The sequence below is a fragment of the Methylotuvimicrobium buryatense genome, from assembly GCF_005931095.1.
Taxonomy (GTDB): domain Bacteria; phylum Pseudomonadota; class Gammaproteobacteria; order Methylococcales; family Methylomonadaceae; genus Methylotuvimicrobium; species Methylotuvimicrobium buryatense.
Genome location: NZ_CP035467.1, coordinates 2863030 through 2882149, shown reverse-complemented (window position 1 = coordinate 2882149; position 19120 = coordinate 2863030). Strand labels below are relative to the sequence as shown.

The following is a 19120-nucleotide window of genomic DNA, read 5'->3' as shown; positions in this document are numbered from 1 at the left end:
CAAAATTTAATTCCAATCTCGCCATGAGCCTGCGATGACTGCGCCAGTTCCTGGAATAAATGGTGTTGGACCGGACCCTTCGCCACCATAGGGCACATAGACCAGTTTTAGTGTTCCAGCACCGCTATTATTGCCGGACTCGCTTAATATCGAACCCTTGATTACCGCATTGCCGGCAATTTTTATTTCCCCGGTAACATATACAACGCCGTGAATCGTTCCCCCAGTCAATTGAAGATCACCGTTTATAATCATGATGGCGGGAACGTTTGGAGAGCCGATTACTGTCGTGCCGCCAATATTGGTTGTTGTAGTTGAAGGTGTTCCGTCCGGGCCTATCCATATTACTCCGGTCATACCGTTTGGGTTGCCTCCGGCTGCTAACTTTTGATCGCTATCTTCGGCCAAACCTCTTAACGTATCTCTATCGATCGAAAAAAACATGTTGAAGAATTCATCGGGTGAGGCATTAGTAAGGTTGGGGTCGCCACTTATCACATCAATTCCGGCTCCGGCGTCTCTATTGGAAACGAGTTGGGTATTCGCATTTTCATTATCGCTGTCTAGCTCTGCTTTGGTAAAATTCGTTATCTCTGTATTGCTGGGTCTTAAATATGTGCCAAAAGCTGCGCCGCTAGTATCCAAAATGCTGCCCGACCAAATACTGCTATTGTTGTAACGGTTGATAATTTTTGCATTACCGAAAGCGCCGACACCGGCTTTACTAACAAAAGGTTGCCGGGGACCTTTACCAGCATTAAAAACATCAAAGGTTCCTACGCACTGTATTATTGTTCGGACTGCTGCACAATCATCGCTCCATCCTCGGGCTGTAATTTGGGCTCTATCTTGATAGGTAATTGGGAGGGGAGTATTATCAGGCGAAGTTTGGCCTTGGCAATTGTTTGGATCATCTGGATCATAAAACACATTGTTAAAAAAGAATAAAGCACGGGTCGTTTGAGAGCCTGATGTTAAAGTAATATGAGTTGCTGGACTTGCACTTGAATTAGCGCCGCATTGGGGAAGATCTTCAACATCATTGGTATAGGCAGGGGCTCCTGCATCAATTCCTTGATTGTTAAAATATGCTATTGCTTGATCCATTGCGGCACTTGCCGCGGCGGTCGCCTGTGTCGTTCGATAGTTGTCTGCAGTGATTTGTGTCTCCACGAGTACGGTCTTAGCGGTAAATAGGACAACTATTGTGATGGCGATCAATAAAATTAAAGCGACTATCAGGCTTGCCGCGCCTCGTTGGTAATTTAAATTTTTAGCAAAGGTCTTCATTTTGATCCCTCTTGGCGAACTGCTACGGCTGTGTGTATAGGCGGTCATTTCTGATCTGCACGGTGCCGTTTATCGTTTTGCTTACATTCACGTCGTTGGCTAAAACTCCGGTCATGCGAATATTCACAACACGCTTCTGTATAACATTGTCACCTGTCGAAGGGGCAGGGTCACAGTCTATCGCGTCATCGGTTATTGTCTTAGTTGAAAAATTGAAACAACGAGAAGTCCCGGCCAAGCCAGCTAGCGGACCGAAACTGAACTCTAAATTCGTGATATTGATTTGTTCGCCGCCAGCATTTAGGGTCATTGCTTGCCAATTTGCGTTGGTATTGGAGCAGTCAGTCGTATTAACGCCGGTTAAACGCATTTCTATCGTGTTATTGTTCAGCCTAAAGCCGTAGAATTCGTTTGTATCGTCGACTGTCCCATCACCATTATTGTCAAAATGACCGCTACCGTTTGCGTCGTAACTGTATAAGATACAATCACCGGTACCATTAAAGTCTATAACAGCAATGTCAGTTGTAGGGCTCGTAAACGGGTTGTTTCGACTATCTGAACCGTCCACAGCTCCTCCCCAGTAGCCGGTTCTCCTGATGTCATTGGTCATCAGCATCATGGCTGATTCCATATCATGGTTTAACCGAGCAGAGCCGATCACATCAGAACTACCTCGTATCGTGGCTATGTAGACAGTGATGATTGTGCCGATGATTATCAGACCCAACAACAGGGAAATCATGAGTTCCATTAAAGTGAAGCCCATTACTTTTTTCATATTCGCTCACTACCGATTTAACAGTCGGGGTATGAAGGTAGGCCAGTTGTTCCACCAGGTGTACAAATAAAAACCCTGCCTGAACGGTTGACTATTATTCTTGCCGTATATACGGGTGAATTAAGTGTTATTTCAATATTATTATTTATATCCGTTGTACCACGTCTAAATAGGAAGGTTGCGCTATTGTCGCCGTCTAGCGCAATGTCAGAAAATTGTGTTCCATCGACAACCTTGATTGAACAGCTTCCTACTGTTTCGCAATCACATCCGCTGTTGCCTAAAGAAATACCGTAGCACCAGTCGGTTGTGCCTTTTAATTCAAGTGTGACGTCGGTACTTTGTTTTATGGCTTGAGTGCGTGTAAATTTTAAATCATCTGCCACTGATTCAACTGCGCCTTTTAGACGATTACGCTCCAAAACATCACGATAGGAAGGTACGGCCAAGACCAATATAATTGCGGCGATGGCAATGGTGATCAATGCTTCCAGTAGAGTGAATCCTTGATTCGTTTGATTTTTCATGGTGTTTTAGTCGCGTTTTTCATTTTATGTGTCCTTAACAATTTGCCGTTACAGAGGGTAGGCCAACTTTTCCGCTTGGCATGTTGGCAGACTGGGGTCTACAAATCCGCACTCGACCGGTGTCGGCAAAAACCACTCTGGCTGCGTATTTCGCCGTACTGAAAGTGACACCCCCGGCGGCCACGGTGCCTCGCCTGGGGTTAAAAGTATTATTGTTAATGCCTGCGGGCTCCATGGTAATGTATTCAAAATCATTGCCGAGTATGCGTTTAACGTCGCAAAAATCATTGGCGCCTATATTGGTTTGTTCGCAATTGCAATTGGCCTTGGCGGGCGTTCTAATTGCCAGTCCGTAGCACCATGCACCTTGATTGCCGGTCTTTCTGGAAACGACTATCGGTTGATGGCGCTTGAGCGCTTCGGTGCGCGCCAGTTTTAGATCGCCTTTTAACGACTCCAGGGCTTGTTTAAGGCGGTTGCGTTCCAACATGTCTTGATAACTCGGTATGGCTAATGTCGCTATAATGCCGGCGATAGTGATCGTGATCAGTAATTCCACGGCGGTAAAGCCGGCTTCGTTCATTTTAATAGGCAGGAGCTTATTCATTTCTATACCTCTTGCAAGAATGTATAGTGACCGCCAATGCCTTATCGGATTTTTCTGACCGTTAGACATTTAGCGGCTATTATTGTTTTAATTTTAGAGCAGGAATTTGAAATGACACGCAAATTTGAAGGTTTTACGTTAATTGAATTAATGATAGCGGTTGCCGTGATCGGTATTTTGGCCGCGATTGCTTATCCGTCTTATACGAGCTATGTCATGAAGGCGAGGCGATCGGATGCGAAAGCGGGGTTGTTGAGTTTGCAATTGGCTCAAGAAAAATACCGGGCGAATTGTTTGCAATATGCCACAGGGCTTCACGCTACCACTTATTCTTGTGGTGGCGGTTCATTCAATTTGGTTCATAGTAATAGCTCGCCTGATGGGCATTATGCATTGTCTATCGTTTCAGCCAGTGCGACAGCTTATACCTTAAGAGCAACACGCCAAGTTGGAGGAGCGCAAGCCAATGACAAGTGCGGTAATTTTGAAATCGTTTTTGCCAATGGTCAGGTCTCGAAACAACTCCAAACGGGCAGTTATTCAACTGGATATAACGCGGATACCTGCTGGTAAGCCGAATAGGTCAAATTAGGCGTTATACCTTTCGTACCCTAGCAGGACGGGGTTTGCAACCCCGTCCTAAACGTTTTGACTTTGGCCGAAATCAGCCGAAATGTTTAGGGCAAACCGAAACGTTGGGGACGGGTTAAATAACCCGTCCCGCAGAAGTGGCTACGACTGGCCACTGCTCGGACAGTTGGCTTCAGCAAACTGAAGCATCTTGCTAATCAGGACGTTTTATCAGCGTTCTATGGCAAGCGCACGGATGGGGGCATCCATCAGGCGATCCGCATAGGTCAAACTAGGCGTTAGCCGTAACCCGATCTATTCTACGTCTTTTCCTTTAACGCATTGCCGCACGAGCCGCCTCAGCCAAAAAACCGGAGCGCGTTGCGCCGTGCGCTTTCGCATAGCGATCGATTCTCGCCAACAACAGGCGCGGCAGCGTGATGTTGATTTTCTCGGCGGGGCCGAAGTATTTTTCAACCGGAACGTCGACGAAAGCCCAAACGCCGCCTGAATAATCCGGATTGGATAGGTGCTCGGCAATCGGTTTGCAATCAGGAATATCGGCTCCGTCTTCAATCAATGTTTCAATGTGACAATCAATCGCTTCAGCAACGGAAGCCAATGCATCGTCAAGGGTGTCGCCCGCCGAAAAACAGCCGGGCAAGTCGGGGACGGTAACGCCGTAACGAACGCCGTCATCGGTATGCAATACTACAGAAAAGCGCATGATAACCTCTTATTTCCATCCCGCCTGTTTGCGAATGCTGTTCAGCGTACCGGCGGGAATGTCGCTGTCAGGATGTTTGACCGTCACCAAGCCGGGTTTATCCGGGTGCTTGAACTGGTGATGTGAGCCTTTGATTCGTGCCAGAATCCAGCCGTCGGCTTCAAGTTGCTTGATGAGTTGTTTACTGTCCATGATGGTTATTATAATTACTCAATAAAAAGTATCAACACTATAACCACCGTTGGTGTTGACATAAAGCACCAAAAAAGCCGGGTAGCCGTAACCCACACTGCCATTAAGTTAAGGGAAGCCCGTCATTCCGCCATGGACAGGCGGAATCCAGTGCCATGGATGGCAAGCTTTTGAGGCAAAGTAGATCATGGATACAAGCATTACTTAATTCTGTGATGGCTTAACTGGCTTCCTACTTAAGGCGGGACAAAAGCACTAAGGATTAACCGTTCGCCCTGAGCCTGTCGAAGGGTGGACGGTTAATCCGCCCATGGTTCGACAGGGCTCTCCTGAGCGCAGCCGAAGGGCTCACCACGAACGGATTAACCTTAAACTGTCCCGCGTTAAGTGAGTAGCCGCTTAACTTAATGGCAGTGAGCCGTAACCCAGCCTACGCGAACAGCCCGGAGAAAACGCTCAAACTGGGAATTGCTGCTACGCGAATCACATTGATGTTTTTTACCCGAATAGGCGTAAAATGACAGATCCAGTATTGACTTCTATTTTAGTGTCATGAACGAATTCGCTCCGGACGAATACGATAGTCCTTGGAAAGAAGCGGTTGAGCGCTACTTTCCGGAATTCATGGCGTTTTATTTTCCGGACGCCGCGAATCTGATCGATTGGAACCAAGCCTATACGTTTTTGGATCAGGAATTACGCGCGGTCGTTCGAGATGCGACGCTTGGGAAACGCTTCGTCGACAAATTGGTCCAAGTGATGTTGCTCGATGGCGTTGAGCAATGGGTCTATATCCATGTCGAAGTGCAGGGCTCCAAACAAGCGCGTTTTGCCAAGCGCATGTTTACTTATAATTACCGAATTTTCGACCGTTATGATCGACCCGTGGCCAGTCTGGCGGTTTTGGCGGACGAGCATCCCGGTTGGAAGCCCGATTGTTTCGGCTATAGCGTGCTAGGTAGCGAGACGTCGATTCGGTTTCCTGTCGCCAAAATTACCGATTATCATGATCGTTTGGAAGCTTTGTTGACTGAGCATAATCCGTTTGCCATCGTGACTGCGGCCCATATTCTGACCCAGCAAACGCGAGGCGATGATCGTTTTCGCTTTCAGGCCAAATGGCGTCTGATACGTTTGCTTTATGAGCGGGGTTGGGACAAGCAGCGTGTCATTGATCTATTTCAGGTGATCGATTGGATGATGAGATTGCCGAAAGAGCTGGAGCGGCAATTGTGGCATAACATTCATGAACTCGAGGAGCATGGCAAAATGCAATATATATCAAGTGTGGAACGTATTGGCTTGGAAAAAGGCTTGGAAAAAGGCTTGGAAAAAGGCTTGGAAAAGGGCATGGAAAAAGGAAAATTGGAAGCGGAGCAAAACACGCTGCGGCGACAGATTTCCCGCCGGTTCAAAACCTTACCGGCTTGGGCGGATGAACGTATTGCACAGGCCGGTCAAAGCGAATTAGAGCAATGGCTGGACAACATTATCGATGCGCCCACGATAGAAGCGGTGTTCGAGACCGATAATTCAACGCATTGATTGCCGGATTCCAGTTTGCTTTTGGCCCCCCTCTTTGCTTGGGAATGCAGCTTCACTGCCATTAAGTTAAGGACTTTTCTGTTCACCCTGGGCCCTTCGGCTGCGCACAGGAGAGCCTTGTCGAAGGGGCAATGGAGAAGTCCGAGTCGATAAGTTAAGCCGTCCATGGTTCGACAGGCTCACCACGAACGGCTTAACTTAACCTGATTAGCAAGTTTCTTCAGCTAAAGCCCAAAAACCAGCAGTGGGTAGGCTGGAGGATCACCACCAGCCCCCCGTTGCCGCAAGAAGGTTAATTCCCTCTATTTACCATCGTGTCTCTTTCAGACAATGGGCGGCTCCGCCTAGATTGCCCTCGAAAGGGAGTCATTGTATTTGCTATGCAGGTTCATGATAGAACGCCCTGAGACTCAACAACCCTTTATTCTTAAAGTGCTTCAGACGTAGACGCCTGTTATCGGTCTTCCATTTCCTGTTAAACTTCATGCACCGTAAGCGAACTCGAATCCACTTGTCCAATTCCGTAAACAGATAACGATTATGAGAGAACGGCGTTGCAAAATAATTTGCCGTCCCTCGTATCACCTGATTAACCCGCATGATGCGGTAACTATCCAAGTTATAGGAGCGACAGGTCAACTCCCGGATTTTATCTTTGAATTTCTCTATGGACTTTGGGCGCATCGTGACCGCCCTTGAGCTAATATCAAACCCCAAGAATGCAAAACCCTCACTAAATGTGGTGACCTGCGATTTCTCAGGGCAGAGTTTCAACTCAAGATGCGTGTTTAAAAACGCCCCGACAAGAACCAATGCCTCTTTTGCCTGTTCCTCGGATGGGCATAGAACGACAAAGTCATCCGCATAACGCACAAAGTTCAAGCCATGCTCATGCAGATGCCAATCCAGATAGTTCAGCGCAATATTTGCCAACAAAGGCGAAATGACACCGCCTTGCGGCGTGCCGATCGTCGTTGGTTTAAAAACGCCGTCTTCCATGACGCCAGACCTAAGAAACCGTTCAATAATACCCAGAATATTCCCATCAGCGACCACATTGGATAGCCCCGTCATGATGACATGGTGCGGGATGTTATCGAAAAATCCCGATATATCCGCATCCAGCACATAGCGATTGCCCTCGCGCCAGATGTCCAGCACCCGTTCAATGGCCTGATGACAGTTCCTATTTGGCCGAAACCCACACGAGTTTGGATGGAACAAAGGCTCGAACAACGGTTCCAGCAGTTGCCGCAAGACATCCTGCGCAATCCTGTCACGGACCACGGGAATGCCCAACGGGCGAAATTTCCCATTCCCTTTGTCGATACGCACACGTTTGAGCGGATGCGGAGAAAATGTCCCCCGCGTTTTTAAATCGCTCAACAATGCTTGCAAATTCTGTTCAAGATTCGCCTCGAACATCACAATGCTTTGCTTATCAACGCCGGCAGCGCCCCGGTTACGTTTGACATTAAGAAATGCCTTGCGCACCCGTTCGATGGTTATTCTGCCTGTTAAAGAATGATGTTTAATCTTAAGCGGTTTCACTAACATAAAGACAACCTGATTTACCCCTCATACACTAACCAATACCTTGCCAACGGTCGTGCCGTGGAAGGCGTTTCTTAGCGACCGTCGGGTTTTCCAAAAGAGGAAGGACAGACCATTTTGGGGTCGTAGCCGACGGACTAACTTTCTTCATGGAAAAACCATGACAACGTATTTCTAACAACGGAGTCTTCTATCACCGCGCAATTGCGTGGCTACACCGAAGACGCTGCCATCCTTAAAGTGCTCAGTTTGGGGAATCTCACACACCAGCGCATAAACCCGCCATTTCGCCATAAACTTATAGGCGGGCATTACTCTTGAAGGGGTTAAAATCAAGAGACGCCGTAGGACTTTCATCGGTCAGTACCAATAACCATTATGTCTGGGCGACAACAGCAAGCACCCCTAATAGCCACTGAGAATAACCGTATAAATCCCAGTGAGAGAAGAAAAAAAAACTCCCCAGTGTTTCAGGCGGACATAGACCCTGACACCTGATTCGAGGCTGAAACCTGCCACCTCCCTGACTATGCTTGCCTGGCTCCTTCAACGCCACCAGTTACCTGAGTGACCCTAACTGCGTACCCCGTCTAAGACGAGTTCGAGCAAGCATTTCTGTACAAATACGGATTCGCACAGGTAGGATTAGACACATCGCAACGTTCCTGTCACGATAGGTCGCACCGTTTAAGACTGAGCCGTTGGTACCTGCGACTCACACATATCCCTAGCAGGACGGGGTTTGCAACCCATACGCATCAAGCTAAGCGTAGCTCCCCGCAGCTAAACCGTTATCGAGTTCCTCCGACGAGTCTGAGAAGCTGTCCAAGTATCCTACTTGTTGTGCAATCAATTGCCGAGTCGTGCGCCGCTTTCGCTTGGCTTTAAGCAGCCTTCGCAGGTTACCTAACAGCTTACGCATCAGCGTGTCGAACTGCCGCGCGACAAAGGCTTTCAAAAACCGATCCTGTCGCAACAACCATTGGATAGCTTTGTCAAAAGACAGTTCGCGACCTTCGTTTTCCGCCTGCCGTGCAGCCAGCGCGAGCAACCGTTGCACGGTCAGAATGACGATCAGACGCCCATAGAGAAGACATCGGATACGTTCCGGACGCGTGCCTTTCAAGAGGTCGATGCAGAACAACGATTTCCAGTGTTTAAACGTCAATTCGACTTGCCAACGCAAGCGGTACAGGGTACCTAACGCTTCTTTCGGCCAAACATCGGCGGGGACGTTGGTCATGAAGAAGCTATACTTGAGAAATTTCAAGTAGGACAAGCGCGCCCGGCGCCCTTTGCGTTTGGCCGTTTTAATCGCCGCTTTTTGTCGCTTCCGGTAGACCTCTTGCGGCAGCCGATAAACCACTAAGCGGATGGGCAGACGGTGTTTCTCACCGACAAACAGCGAAAACTCCATCGTTTGCTGACCACCGCCGAAACGATTGATGTACTGGATCAGATTAATCGGTGACGCGGCTTCATCGGCGCTCTTATAGAGATTGACGGTATAGCTGAGTCGGCTTAAGAAATACGCACCGATCAGCATGATTTGAGCAAAGGCGGCCAAACTGAAATAGCCCAAATCTCGAATGATCAAATCTCCCTTACGCACTCGCGCGAGCACGTCTGTGGCAAAACCCTGATCGCTGTCGGTGCCCTGACGTATCGCGATATGTTCGGCCCGTTCGTTTTTGACGTCATAGCTGAAATCGATTTTAACGCTGGCCGTGCTGGCGTTACCGCCACTCCCTTTGAACGCTTCGGTCAAGGCTTCGTTCACTTCGATTTGGCTACTGTCTTGCAGTAAAACCCGAGGAAACGGAGCTAGCCATGCGGCTTCTTGTGCCGTCAAAGGCGGACCGACCGTCTCGCGCAAAGTCTTGGTCAGCGCCGCTTCCATAAACTGTACCGCACCATCGCTGTTCATTCGCCCGCACAAGGCTTGCGGCGTCAGATCCACGCCGCTTCGTTCCTCCAGGCTATCGCACAAACCTTCATAGCTAATCGTCGGCTCGCTAAGCGTATCGACCGTCAGCAGATTTAAAAAAATCGCTGCCGGTCAAGCGACTCGTGCTGCGTTGAATAAATCCGCTAGACTTGGCCAAGGTTTCACAGGTTTCTTCGTCGAACCAAGTTGCTAAATACTGGTCAATTTGATGTGTGAGCGTTTCAATCGGGGCGGCTTCCATTTCTGGTTATCCATTGAGTAATGTGGACCGCAAACTATACATCCCAAAGCGGATTTGTGAAACCGCGTAGTACGCTCTCGACCACCAAATCGAGGAAGGCGATTTTTAGCTTGATGCGTATGGGTTTGCAACCCCGTCCTAAACGTTTTGACTTTGGCCGAAGTCAGCCGAAATGTTTAGGGCAAACCGAAACGTTGGGGACGGGTTAAATAACCCGTCCCGCAGAAGTGGCTACGACTGGTCACTGCTCGGACAATTGGCTTCAGCAAGCTGAAGCATCTTGCTAATCAGGTTAATTTTTAAACAAGTTTCTACAAATTAAGGTTTATTTCTTCCCAGAGATCTTGATAGGCCTTTATCGAACGGCCGCTTTTGACAAAGCCGCCCAGAGGCATGCGTTCCAAGCCCATCCGCTCGATGTCGCTGGCATAAGGGATCGCGGATTTCAGCAATTCAGGATATTGTTTAGGCATCGTTTCAAGGATGTCTAGGTGCATTTTTTTGCGGCGGTCGACCATCGAAAAAAACGGCAAGATTTGTATTTTTTTATTTTTTTCTTTCTTAATAAATTGCTTCAGTTGATCCAGCGTTCGTATCGAAAGCGTCGTTGGAATGACCGGCGACAGCAATATGTCGGCGGCTTTGAAGACGGCTTCCGATAATAATGAAATGCTCGGCGGACAATCCAAGAAAATAAAATCGTACTCCTGAGAGAGCGGTTTCAATAGTTTTTCGAGCTGATGTGTCGGTTTTTTCTTGCTTTCCAGAACTAAGTCAAGGTTTCTAAAAGAAAAATCCGAAGGCAATAAATCAAGGTTATCGAAATCGGTGCCTTTTATCATATCGTCCAATTCACGCTTTCCATCGATCAATTTTTTGCTGCCGCCCTTGATTTTAGGCTTGATTCTGAAATAGTAGCTACTCGCCCCTTGCGGGTCGAGGTCCCATACTAAAGTACGTGAACCACCTCGTGCCGCCAAATAAGCAAGATTGACGGCCGTGGACGTTTTTCCTACACCGCCTTTGATGTTGAACGTTGCAATGATTTTCATAGTGTTTTCTTGTGCCCTATGTTTTGAGGCCGGCCGGCGCTAACAACCGAATAACGAATGAAACGCATCTTGAATATCGGGTTGATCGAATTCTTCGAACTTTGTCTGGAAAGCTTCTCGTGCTTGGCGTCGGCGCTTGTCTATCGTTTGAATCAAAACTCCCATTGCCAGAAACGTGTCGGCCGGGATTCCTTCGTTCATCATCTCTTCGCTAAACTTTTTCAAGGTTATCTCTTGTACTTCAAGATCTTGGAATTCGCCTAAGATATCCTGGAAATGTTTCAGGCTTTTAATCAAGGATTTGATTTCGTTTTCCGGATACAGATTTTGAAAAAACTCCATAAGATATCTCAATTTTTTACAGGTTTTTCGTAAGTCGTGCAGTTCCCCCGGAGGCGATTGATCGGTGATGCGTTGCCCATCTTTGATAATGCGTCGGAAAACTTTTAAGATGCGCTTGTCGGCCAATGTCTTGATCGGTAACAAGGCATTGGCTTGAGTCGGTTTTTTGATCGTCGGCGAGCGTAAAAACTCTTCCCATTCGATTAGCGGCGCGATATAGTCCGGCGATTTTAATTTACTGGCTAGATTCTTTTGCGCTTGCTTTTGTTTTCGGTCGATAAAATCGTAAAGCGGGTTTAAGTCTTCCCTAAGTGCAGGCGGCACGCTTTTCTTATAATGCTCGAAATCGAGTAAATAAACGTCGAGATCGCGTGTCGGAGTCGTAATTTGACCCAGCCAGGCAAAAAAATGGCTGAAACGTGCCGTTTCGGCTTCGGGTAAAACATTTTTTAATTGATTGAGTCCGGCGCGAGTTCTCCGTACAGCGACTCTAAAATCATGCAAGAATTCGCTGTCGGTAGCCGCGATGGTGTCTTGCTCGTTGATTTTGATGGCTTTTAGTAAGTAGCTGAAAATATATTTAACCGCAAGATCCGAGCGCATGTTCGGATCGAGCTTGACGTTGAGCTTAGAGGTATAATCTTTCGGTTTTCGTCCTTGAGTTTTAAGCGCGTCGATTAATGGCGGTTGATTGGACTCGACCAAACCGATGCGAATCAAGGCCTCGATGAACTTAAGCGCGGCTTTATCGTAGCCTTTTATCGGGGTTAATTGAAGCCGGCAAGGGATATATTCGAAGGTATCGATCATTAGTTTCAATACTGTCTTTTCATCTTTATTCAGTACATTGACAAATTTTCGAGTACATTCCAGCGTCGTCAGCGGTAGTAGAGCGCGCATTTCGAGTAATGGAGCGAGTATATTACGAATGTTTTCCGACGGAAATTCTTTCGCGAACTTGGGGACAGAATCGAGGTCGGCCGAAGCAATCAGTTGGCCGGTATGAAGGTTTTTCAGCGTTAAAATAGAAACCGTTTGGGAACGATTTAATTCGCAGATTATACCGCTTCGATAAAGGCGCCAGTCGAAAGTATCATAATAAGATATTAAGGTATAGTGTTCGGAAACCGGGTTTAAATTCGCCTTGTCAGCCAATTGGCTCAAAAATTTGTTAGCGGTCAAATACCCCGGGAATTCAAAGTTCAAAGTTGTTGTGGTCATTGGCGGGATATCATTAATGTGTCAAAAGCAGCTTTACCATAAACTGTCATATTTTTGGAATACTAACAAGTTAATATGAAAAGTAAATTACAAAAAAGGGGAAAGGTCAAAGGTGAAAGAGGAAAGATTCGCTCGTTCCAAAGCTCTTGAGACTGTGAAAGTATTCCTCATTCCCACCGCTTCAGCGTGGGAATGAATAAGATGAAATATGAATGTGGTAGATTTTTGGGTTTTGTTACGGGGATTGGGTGAGCGATGGCTAGAACTTTAATGTTGCTTCGGCATGGTAAATCGGATTGGGAGGTCGATGTCGATGATTTCAATCGCCCTCTGAAAAAACGCGGGAAAAAAGCCGCTGTTCGCATCGGACAATGGATGCGTGAGCAAAAACTAAAACCCGGCTTGATTGTCACTTCGCCTGCCGCACGTGCGCTGATAACCGCCGAGAGAACTGGTGAAGAACTGGGTTTTGCCAGCTCCGAGATTATTCGGGATCAGCGTCTTTACGAAGCCGAGTTAGCCGATTTTAAGGCCGTTTTATCCGATTGTCCGGCCGATATCGGGCGGATTTTATTGGTGGGACACAATCCAGGTCTTGAAACTTTGTTGCACTATTTGGTTGACGGAATCGAAACGCCGGAAGACGGCAAGCTGCTTGCGACCGCTACGCTTGCGGTTTTGACGATGCCGTCCGATTGGGCGGTGCTTGGAGAGCATAGTGCTAAATTAGTTTCGATTACACGCGCTTCATCGTTGTCATAATCTTGTAACATAAAAGTCATATTCTTATGCAATCGTTCCGCAATGGAATAATGGCGTTAGGATTTCGTAATAAATAACGTCCTGGAACTATGCGCTTTGTTGAGGGTTCGGTAACACGCTTGGCAGGACGCCGTGAATACGTTCGTGTAGGCTTGACGGCGGCGACTGATTGCCAAGGATGGCATGAATGCAGATTTTGCATTACGCCATGGATGGCGTGTATTAGGGTACCAACAGTAGGCGCTTTAGGCGATGCAGGGCAGAAAAATGCTCCTGCATTTTCTGCATTCGTTACATCCTTGTAACTCAGCAATTGCCGAGGAGCAAAAATCTGCAAGCGCCATGGATGGCGTGAATGCAGATTTTGCAGGAGCAAAAATCTGCCGCCGAAACCTGCCAATCGAGCAACCGAACCCTCCGAAAATAGGGAAGTTATTTACGACCAAATCCTTACCTTCTTAGAGAGTCGATTCATGACGTTTTCATTTAAAATAAATAAATTAACTCAGATACTGAGTTTTTCTCTGGCTTTTTTGATTGTTGATCCCGCTCTAGCGGTGCAGACGGTCGATCCCGGTCTATCCGACTATCAAAAAGTGAGCGGCGTATCCGGCAACCTATCGAGCGAAGGGTCAGATACACTTGCCAATTTGATGACCTTGTGGGCCGAGGAATTCAAGCGCATTTATCCGAGCGTCAATATTCAGGTCCAGGCTGCGGGTTCCTCGACTGCGCCGCCGGCGTTGACCGAAGGTAAAGCCAATCTCGGGCCGATGAGTCGAAAAATGAAGGATAACGAGTTAGATGCATTCGAAAGTAAATACGGCTATAAACCGACTGCGATTCCTGTTGCTATAGACGCCCTAGCGGTATTCGTCAATAAGGACAATCCGGTTCGAGGTTTGACTTTAGCTCAGGTCGATGCGATTTTGTCGTCGACGCGTAAATGCGGTTATCCAAACGATATCGTTACTTGGGGACAGGCTGGGCTTGACGGCGCTTGGAAAAACCAAAGCATGCAATTATACGGACGAAATTCAGTATCCGGTACCTACGGTTATTTTAAGGATGAGGCCTTGTGCAAAGGCGATTTTAAAAACAATGTCAACGAGCAACCCGGATCGGCATCGGTCGTGCAGTCAGTGACTAGCTCGATTAACGGTATCGGTTATTCCGGTTTAGGATATAAAACTTCCGGAGTCAAAACGGTTGCGCTGGCGTCAAGAGAAGGACAGGCCTATGTCGATGCGACGCCTGAAAACGCAATTGCCGGAACTTATCCGTTGGCGCGTTTCTTATATGTCTACGTCAACAAACATCCGAATAAATCTCTAGCGCCCCTCGAGCAAGAATTCATCAAAATGGTTTTATCCAAAACCGGTCAACAAGTCGTCATTAAAGACGGCTATATCCCGTTGCCAGCCAAGGTCGCCAATAAAGTTCTGGGGTCGATAGAAATGAGGTGAAAGGTGAAAGGTGAAAGGTGAAAGGGGCAAAGGGGCAAAGGGGCAAAGGGGCAAAGGGGCAAAGGGGCAATCAGGACTTGACAAGTAAGTGAAATGCTAAATCATTTCACTATTCACTATTCACTATTCACTATTCACTATTCACTATTCACTATTCACTATTCACTATTCACTATATTCACAGGCACTGTTAAATCGAGCACACTATATCCGGAATTATTGACTATTTCTTAGCGGCATTGATCATTCAATCATCCATATGACAGAACCGAACTCCGGGGCTTCGGCCTCTCTGAATGCCGTGACGGGCTTTTATCCGCGTTGGCGCATCATCAAGGACAATGTGGCTCGTTACGGCGTTATCGTTGGCGGCTTGAGCATTATCGCCGCGATAATGTTGATTTTTTTCTATTTATTGTATGTCGTCTGGCCGCTGTTTATCGAGCCGAGCGCAGAGTCTGTCGCGCATTACCCTGTGCCGGAGCGAGGGCTTGGCGACACCGCTATGTTGGCGGTCGAGGAGCAAAATGAAGTTGGCGTGCGTTTCACCGAAAACGGCCGGATTATTTTCTTTGCCGCGCCGACCGGTAAAACGCTATTGATCCATTCAATCGTTTTGCCGGAAAGCGCCCGAATTAGCAGTTTCGCCGATGGAGGTCCCGAGAAAGGTGTTGCCGTTTACGGCTTATCGGACGGCCGCGCGATCGTGCTCAAACACAAGTACAACGTGTCATATCCGGAAAACCGGCGGGTCATAACGCCTGTTGTCGATTATCCGTTGGGACGAGAACCTCTGGTTTTGGATGACTCAGGCCAAGCACTCGAAAAAATTGCAGTTCGTGTCGATGACGATCAGACCACGGTGGTCGCCAAAACGTCGGATAAACGAATGATATTGACGAGCTTCGAAAAGAAGCGTTCGTTGTTCGATGATGACGAAGATTTCGAACGGACCGACAGCATACTCGATGTACCGGCTCTCGACATTGCGTTTATCTTGATGGATAAGGATCAACGCAATTTATATCTGGCCGATAGCGAAGGTCGTTTGAGTTTTTTCGATATTGCCGATAAGTCGAAACCGGTGATTCGCCAGCATCTGAATGTAATCGAAGCCGGTCGTAAATTGACCTCGATGGTCTTTTTGAACGGTAGTATTTCGTTATTGATCGGCGATTCGGGCGGGTTGGTTTCACAATGGAGCGTGGTCAGGGACGCCCGAAATAATCCGGCGATGCAAAAAATACGATCGTTCAAGGTGTCGGAACAGGCGATTGCCGGCATCAATGCCGAGCAGCGCCGCAAAGGTTTTATCGCGTTAGATACCGCAGGCGTCGCCGGTATTTATAATACGACCGCAGAGCGGGAGTTGATTAAAACGCCGGTGTCGAATGGGATGCCGAAAACGGTTTCGATGTCACCGCGAGCCAATGCGTTTATCGTCGAATCCGAGTCGGGCTTCATGGATTTCTGGTCGGTCGAAAACGATCATCCGGAGGTTTCCGTCAAATCGTTATGGCAAAAAGTCTGGTATGAAAGCTATCCGAAGCCCGACTATATTTGGCAATCGTCTTCTGCGAGCAATGATTTCGAACCGAAATACAGTTTGACGCCGTTGGTGTTCGGCACCTTGAAAGCCGCTTTTTACGCGATGCTTATCGCGGTACCTCTGGCTTTGATGGGTGCGGTTTATACGGCTTATTTCATGGCTCCGCGCATGCGTACTCTTGTTAAACCCGGGATCGAAATCATGGAGGCGTTGCCGACCGTTATTTTGGGCTTTCTCGCCGGTCTTTGGCTCGCGCCGTTCGTCGAAGAGCATTTGGCCGGCATTTTCACGCTTTTGCTGGCGATGCCCCTGGCGGTGCTGGTTTTCGCTTATCTATGGCAATTATTGCCGGACTCGGTGAGGCATAAAATTCCGGATGGTTGGGATGCCGCCTTGTTGATCCCTATCATTCTATTGAGCGGCTGGTTTGCGTTTTTAATCAGCGTGCCTTTGGAATCGTGGCTGTTCGGCGGCAGCCTGCGCCATTGGCTCGATGCCGAATGGGGTATCGGCTACGACCAACGAAATGCCTTGGTGGTGGGCTTGGCAATGGGCTTTGCGATCATTCCTACGATATTTTCAATCGCCGAGGATGCGATTTTTTCGGTTCCGAAACATTTGACGGTCGGCTCTCTCGCCTTGGGCGCGACGCCTTGGCAAACGATGACGCGAGTCGTGCTGTTGACAGCCAGCCCCGGGATTTTTTCGGCGATCATGATCGGACTGGGCCGGGCGGTCGGCGAAACGATGATCGTATTGATGGCGACCGGTAATACGCCGGTGATGGATTTGAGCATATTCCAGGGTATGCGCACCTTATCGGCCAATATCGCGGTCGAGATGCCCGAATCCGAAGTCGATAGCACACATTACCGGGTGCTGTTTTTGGCGGCTTTGGTATTGTTTTTGTTTACTTTTGTCGTCAATACTCTGGCCGAGTTGATCCGCCAGCGCTTACGTGAAAAATACAGTTCCTTATGATCAAGCAATGGTTTAAAAGCGGTTCTCCGTGGATTTGGCTCAATGCCGCGGCAGTCAGCACGTGTCTGATTTTGGTGGTCGGCCTATTGGCATTGATCACGTTTCGCGGGGCTTTGCATTTCTGGCCGTCGGATGTCGCCGAGTTTATCTATATAGAAGACGGGCTCAAGCAAACTATTGTCGGAGAAGTCGTCGATACAAGCTCTACAACGGCCTTGATGGCACGCGCTTCAGGTCATGCGATGGCAGACGATGGGGATTTGCTGGTGCAGCACCTGATCAAAATCGGCAACCGAGATTTGACCGGTATGGATTTTCGCTGGATTCTGGACCGTAACATTCAGAGCCGACAGTATCCGGACGATATTCTCGTTCTCGAGCGGCGAGAATGGGGGAATTTTTACGGTTATCCGGTTGCACTCAAGCAAGAAGGGAAAGTAATCGCCGAAGGCCCGCAAGTATTTTCAGTCGTGTCGGAGCGATTACGTGATGCCTTGTCGGTCTATAAGCAAATTCAACGGCTCGAAAAGAAGGAAATCGGCGCAGTGAATTACGGTTTGGAGCGACTGAGGCTTAAACAAAGACGCTTGGAATTGAACGAGCAATGGGATGAAGCAGCAAAACAATTGCTTGCCGCCGAACGCGGCGAGTATGAGCTGCAATACCGGGAATATCAGACCGAGTTGCAAGCGTTGTACAAGACGATCAACCGCAATTCCTTGGTGGTGAAGGCATCCGATGGGCGAGAAGTCGATATGCCTTTGGCTAAATTGGTCAGAATTTATCGCCCGAATACGATGAGTGTTTGGGCTAAGACCGGGCATTATTTCGAAAAAATCGCCGAATTTTTGCTGGACGACCCGCGCGAGGCGAATACTGAAGGCGGCATATTTCCGGCAATCTTCGGTACCGTGATGATGGTTATCATTATGTCGGTAATCGTGACGCCGCTCGGCGTGATCGCGGCGATTTATATGCGAGAATATGCGAAGCAAGGCTTTACGACACGCTTGATTCGCATTGCAGTCAATAATCTGGCCGGTGTCCCGTCGATCGTCTATGGCGTGTTCGGCTTGGGTTTTTTCGTGTACATTTTGGGCGGCAATATCGATCAGCTGTTTTTTCCGGAAGCCGCTCCTGCTCCGGTTTTCGGAACGCCGGGCTTATTGTGGGCGTCGATTACGTTGGCCTTATTGACCTTGCCGGTTGTGATTGTGTCGACCGAGGAAGGCTTGTCGCGTATTCCGAAATCGATCCGCGAAGGCAGTTTGGCCTTGGGGGCGACGAAGGCTGAAACGTTGTGGCGAACCGTGTTGCCGATGGCGAGCCCGGCGATGATGACCGGTTTGATCTTGGCGGTTGCCAGGGCGGCCGGCGAAGTTGCGCCGCTAATGTTGGTCGGCGTCGTCAAGTTGGCGCCATCGTTGCCGCTGGACGGCAATTTTCCATTTTTGCATTTGGATAGAAAATTTATGCATTTGGGATTTCATATTTACGACGTCGGTTTTCAGAGTCCGAATGTCGAAGCGGCGAGGCCCTTGGTCTATGCCACGTCCTTATTATTGGTCGTCGTGATCGTCGGGTTGAATTTATCGGCGGTCGCTATCAGAAATCATCTGCGTGAAAAATACCGGGCTTTGGAAGGTTAACCCAGCTTTAACAAATGTAGTCACTATGCTATTTATTGTTAGTTTATTATTTAATTATTTATATTAATTACAATGTCTTATGATCATAAAATGTTAAGACTGGGTTGCGTTCTATG

Annotated in this window: 17 protein-coding genes; 6 read left to right on the top strand and 11 right to left on the bottom strand. The window is 48.1% G+C overall.

The features are described 5' to 3' along the window. Positions 1-6: 6 nt before the first annotated feature. Genes EQU24_RS12850 through EQU24_RS12835 form a run of 4 tightly spaced genes read right to left on the bottom strand, consistent with a single transcriptional unit; the run spans position 7 to position 3205 of the window. On the bottom strand, positions 7-1290 hold the full coding sequence (locus EQU24_RS12850; RefSeq protein ID WP_017839122.1) for a pilus assembly PilX family protein: 1284 nt from the start codon (positions 1288-1290) through the stop codon (positions 7-9). A gap of 22 nt (positions 1291-1312) precedes the next feature. Next, entirely contained in the window at positions 1313-2071 is a 759-nt protein-coding gene (locus EQU24_RS12845; protein WP_017839123.1) for a hypothetical protein, read from the bottom strand. 17 nt (positions 2072-2088) lie between these two features. Further along, entirely contained in the window at positions 2089-2598 is a 510-nt protein-coding gene (locus EQU24_RS12840) for a GspH/FimT family pseudopilin (protein WP_017839124.1), read from the bottom strand. Between the two features lie 34 nt (positions 2599-2632). Further along, positions 2633-3205 carry a GspH/FimT family pseudopilin gene (locus EQU24_RS12835; protein WP_017839125.1) on the bottom strand — a complete coding sequence of 191 codons (573 nt, stop codon included), beginning with the start codon at positions 3203-3205 and terminating at the stop codon, positions 2633-2635. A 111-nt stretch (positions 3206-3316) separates the two neighbouring features. On the opposite strand from EQU24_RS12835, the gene EQU24_RS12830 reads away from it, so the two are divergent. Next, positions 3317-3778 carry a type IV pilin protein gene (locus tag EQU24_RS12830; RefSeq protein ID WP_083877599.1) on the top strand — a complete coding sequence of 154 codons (462 nt, stop codon included), beginning with the start codon at positions 3317-3319 and terminating at the stop codon, positions 3776-3778. 331 nt (positions 3779-4109) lie between these two features. Here EQU24_RS12830 and EQU24_RS12825 read toward each other — a convergent pair whose 3' ends face one another. Together EQU24_RS12825 and EQU24_RS12820 are read right to left on the bottom strand one after the other, a co-directional pair. Continuing rightward, positions 4110-4502, bottom strand: a complete 393-nt coding sequence (locus EQU24_RS12825) for a type II toxin-antitoxin system HicB family antitoxin (protein ID WP_017839127.1) — start codon at positions 4500-4502, stop codon at positions 4110-4112. 9 nt (positions 4503-4511) lie between these two features. Then, positions 4512-4694, bottom strand: coding sequence for a type II toxin-antitoxin system HicA family toxin (locus EQU24_RS12820; RefSeq protein WP_017839128.1), 183 nt, complete (start codon positions 4692-4694; stop codon positions 4512-4514). A 552-nt stretch (positions 4695-5246) separates the two neighbouring features. On the opposite strand from EQU24_RS12820, the gene EQU24_RS12815 reads away from it, so the two are divergent. Continuing rightward, the gene (locus EQU24_RS12815; protein WP_138767173.1) at positions 5247-6239 is read left to right on the top strand and encodes an RpnC/YadD family protein; all 993 of its coding nucleotides are present in this window, start codon (positions 5247-5249) and stop codon (positions 6237-6239) included. Positions 6240-6617: 378 nt separating this feature from the next. On the opposite strand, the gene ltrA is transcribed toward EQU24_RS12815, so the two are convergent. The 5 genes from ltrA to EQU24_RS12795 all read right to left on the bottom strand — a co-directional run bounded on the left by ltrA (position 6618) and on the right by EQU24_RS12795 (position 12597). Beyond that, positions 6618-7796 carry a group II intron reverse transcriptase/maturase gene (gene ltrA, locus EQU24_RS12810; protein ID WP_017839828.1) on the bottom strand — a complete coding sequence of 393 codons (1179 nt, stop codon included), beginning with the start codon at positions 7794-7796 and terminating at the stop codon, positions 6618-6620. Between the two features lie 760 nt (positions 7797-8556). After that, a complete protein-coding gene (locus tag EQU24_RS12805) occupies positions 8557-9783 on the bottom strand; it encodes an IS4 family transposase (protein WP_244310887.1) in 1227 nt (408 codons plus the stop codon). Between the two features lie 25 nt (positions 9784-9808). Beyond that, positions 9809-9982, bottom strand: coding sequence for a hypothetical protein (locus tag EQU24_RS22420; protein ID WP_017839982.1), 174 nt, complete (start codon positions 9980-9982; stop codon positions 9809-9811). Between the two features lie 311 nt (positions 9983-10293). Then, entirely contained in the window at positions 10294-11034 is a 741-nt protein-coding gene (locus EQU24_RS12800) for a ParA family protein (protein WP_017839133.1), read from the bottom strand. Positions 11035-11073: 39 nt separating this feature from the next. After that, positions 11074-12597: a CHAD domain-containing protein gene (locus EQU24_RS12795; protein ID WP_017839134.1), complete on the bottom strand. Its 1524-nt coding sequence runs from the start codon at positions 12595-12597 to the stop codon at positions 11074-11076. 255 nt (positions 12598-12852) lie between these two features. Between EQU24_RS12795 and EQU24_RS12790 the strand changes: the two genes are divergently transcribed. From EQU24_RS12790 to pstA, 4 genes are all read left to right on the top strand, one after another. Continuing rightward, entirely contained in the window at positions 12853-13359 is a 507-nt protein-coding gene (locus EQU24_RS12790; protein WP_026129989.1) for a SixA phosphatase family protein, read from the top strand. Positions 13360-13832: 473 nt separating this feature from the next. Continuing rightward, positions 13833-14825, top strand: coding sequence for a PstS family phosphate ABC transporter substrate-binding protein (locus EQU24_RS12780; protein ID WP_017839137.1), 993 nt, complete (start codon positions 13833-13835; stop codon positions 14823-14825). 259 nt (positions 14826-15084) lie between these two features. Beyond that, positions 15085-17355 carry an ABC transporter permease subunit gene (locus EQU24_RS12775; RefSeq protein WP_017839138.1) on the top strand — a complete coding sequence of 757 codons (2271 nt, stop codon included), beginning with the start codon at positions 15085-15087 and terminating at the stop codon, positions 17353-17355. Further along, complete coding sequence (gene pstA / locus EQU24_RS12770; RefSeq protein WP_017839139.1) at positions 17352-19004, top strand: phosphate ABC transporter permease PstA; 1653 nt, start codon at positions 17352-17354, stop codon at positions 19002-19004. The genes EQU24_RS12775 and pstA overlap by 4 nt, the downstream gene beginning before the upstream one ends. The last annotated feature ends 116 nt before the right edge of the window (positions 19005-19120 follow it).